This is a genomic window from Xanthomonas sp. SHU 199 (assembly GCF_000364665.1).
Taxonomy (GTDB): domain Bacteria; phylum Pseudomonadota; class Gammaproteobacteria; order Xanthomonadales; family Xanthomonadaceae; genus Xanthomonas_A; species Xanthomonas_A sontii.
This window is the reverse complement of record NZ_AQOI01000197.1, coordinates 1-2,313: the sequence shown is the minus strand read 5'-3', so window position 1 is coordinate 2,313 and position 2,313 is coordinate 1. Positions and strand designations below refer to the sequence as shown.

General features: G+C 69.3%; 4 protein-coding genes and 1 pseudogene. 3 read left to right on the top strand and 2 right to left on the bottom strand.

Annotated elements, in window-relative coordinates; all coding sequences use genetic code 11:
• On the bottom strand, positions 1–492 hold a 492-nt coding region (locus D183_RS0108220), incomplete at its 3' end, for a TolC family protein (RefSeq protein WP_017908582.1).
• Positions 493–548: 56 nt separating this feature from the next.
• Positions 549–887, bottom strand: coding sequence for a hypothetical protein (locus D183_RS0108215; protein ID WP_017908581.1), 339 nt, complete (start codon positions 885–887; stop codon positions 549–551).
• 300 nt (positions 888–1,187) lie between these two features.
• Between D183_RS0108215 and rpmB the strand changes: the two genes are divergently transcribed.
• The 3 genes and pseudogenes from rpmB to D183_RS24285 all read left to right on the top strand — a co-directional run.
• Positions 1,188–1,424: a 50S ribosomal protein L28 gene (rpmB, locus tag D183_RS0108210; protein WP_010342733.1), complete on the top strand. Its 237-nt coding sequence runs from the start codon at positions 1,188–1,190 to the stop codon at positions 1,422–1,424.
• Between the two features lie 10 nt (positions 1,425–1,434).
• On the top strand, positions 1,435–1,602 hold the full coding sequence (gene rpmG / locus D183_RS0108205; RefSeq protein WP_169411268.1) for a 50S ribosomal protein L33: 168 nt from the start codon (positions 1,435–1,437) through the stop codon (positions 1,600–1,602).
• Between the two features lie 160 nt (positions 1,603–1,762).
• Positions 1,763–2,313: pseudogene (locus D183_RS24285) on the top strand (cardiolipin synthase); the annotation flags it as partial.

The window sequence follows — 2,313 nt, the reverse complement described above, 5'->3', positions numbered from 1 at the left end:
GTCGCGGATCAGGCCCATCGCTTCCTCGGCCAGCGCGTAGCGGCGCAGCGCGCTTTCGGCCAGCGCGTAGGCAGAGGCCATCTCGCTGGCGGCCTCGCTGCGGCTCTGCGTGCCGCGCAGGGCCGCAGCGGCGGCGTCGGCGCGGGCCGCGCGGATGCGCGCGCCGCGTTGGCCCCACAGTTCCAGCGGTTGCGACAGGGTCAGCGAGGTTTCGGCCCGGTCGGTGCCTGCATAAGTGCCGCTGCCCCAGGCGTTTTCGGTGGACCAGGACAGCGACGGGTTGGGCAGCGCCCGCGCCTGTTCGGCGCGCGCATCGGCGGCCTCGGTCAGCGCCGCGCCGATGCGGCTGCCGGGCAGTTGATCGAGACGTTGCAGCAAGGTGTCGTACGAAGGGGCGGTCTGCGCCATCGCCAGCGCGGCCGGGGCCAGGCCCAGCAGCACGGCGACGACCCGCCCGGCCGCGCGCTGCGGCCGACGTGTCGGAGTCGACATGAGGAAATTCCAGAGGTGAGGGAAACGGAAACCCGCGATCGCGGGACACGCTCAACTCACGCTCTGGGCGGGCGCTTCAATCCGTCCTGGACGACGCCTGCAGGGGAGGCGTCGACGGCCTGCATCCAGCGCGCCGGTCGCGGCGCGCCGAACACGGCGAGGGCGCTCGCCGGCAGGCTCAGATTCGAGTGGTGGCAGTGGTTGTGGCTGCAGGCGCCGGCATGCTTGCCGTCGCTGTCCTCGCCATCGGCATGCGCCGCGGCGGGCGCGTGCACCGCGTCGGCCGATTCCGGCTCCAGCGCGCAGGCCAGCGCATCGGCCACCGGCACGACCACGAACGCCGCCAGCAGCAGCATCAGCAGGGAAGTACGCAGTGGACGGAACAGGCGGCGCATGGTCTGGGCGAGGCTAGCAAGCGGCTTGCGCCGGATACAATAGCAACGCCCGCCTGGTCCATCCGCCCGGATCTGCGCGCGGCGCCTGGTCCTGTGGACAACTTGCACAAGCCCTTGATCGCCTGCATAATGCGCGGCTCGCTGTGCCCGACGAGGTCGGGGCCGGCGGCCGGATGCGCGATCTCCGGCCGGCCTTTCCCAGCGTAACCGCTTGATTTCCCACGTCGCGTGGTGGCCGCAGGGCTGCCGGGGCCGCCGTCTCCCAGGCTATGGGCGACCAAACTACTATCGAGGTGCGCAATGTCCCGCGTATGCCAAGTGTCCGGCAAGCGTGTGCAGACGGGTAACAACGTCTCCCACGCCAACAACAAGACCCGCCGTCGTTTCCTGCCCAACCTGCACGAGCGTCGCTTCTGGGTCGCCAGCGAGAACCGCTGGGTCAAGCTGAAGGTTTCCGCGCACGCGCTGCGCACCATCGACAAGAACGGCATCGACACCGTTCTGGCTGAGCTGCGTGCGCGCGGCGAAAAGGTCTGAGGAGTAGAGCATCATGGCAGGCAAGCGCGATAAGGTCCGTATGATTTCCTCGGCCGGTACCGGCCACTTCTACACCACGGACAAGAACAAGAAGAACACCCCGGGGAAGATGGAATTCCTCAAGTACGATCCGGTCGTGCGCAAGCACGTCCTGTACAAGGAAGGCAAGATCAAGTGATCGGCTGATCCTCGGATCGCTGCTCACGTTGCACACGGAACCCGCTGCAAGGCGGGTTTCGTGCGTCTGGAGCAAGGAAAAAGCGCACCGCCGCTGCGGCCATGGTTGCGTTTGCCGGCGCAGTCCGCAGAATCGGGCGACCTGGGTTGCGAGGATCGCGATGCTGCCGGTCTGGTTGGAAGGCACGTGGCTGCTGGCGCTGGACTGGCTGATCCGGTTGGTGGCGCTGTTGTGGATCCCCACCCGCACCACGCCCGGCGCGGCGCGCAGCTGGCTGTTGCTGGTGGGCTTCGTGCCGTTGCTGGGGCTGCCGCTGTACCTGTTGCTCGGCCACCCCTGGCTGTCGCGCGAGCGCGTCCGCCGCCAGGCGCTGGCCTCGCAGGTGATCCGCGAGCAGCAGGTGCCGCTGACCGCGCTGCGCTGGGCGCCGCCGGCCGATACCGTGGTCGCCGAAGTGGTACCGCTGGTCGAGCGCCAGGGCGACTTCATGCCGACCCACGGCAACAGCGTCGAGCTGCTCGACCGCTACGCACCCTCGCTGCAGGCGCTGATCGACGACATCGACGCGGCGGTCGAGCGTGTGCACCTGCTGTATTACCTGATGTTCGACGACGCGGTCGGCGACGCGGTGAGCGCGGCGCTGCTGCGCGCCGCCGCGCGCGGCGTGCAGTGCCGGCTGTTGCTGGATGCGCGCGGTGGCCGCCGCGGCCT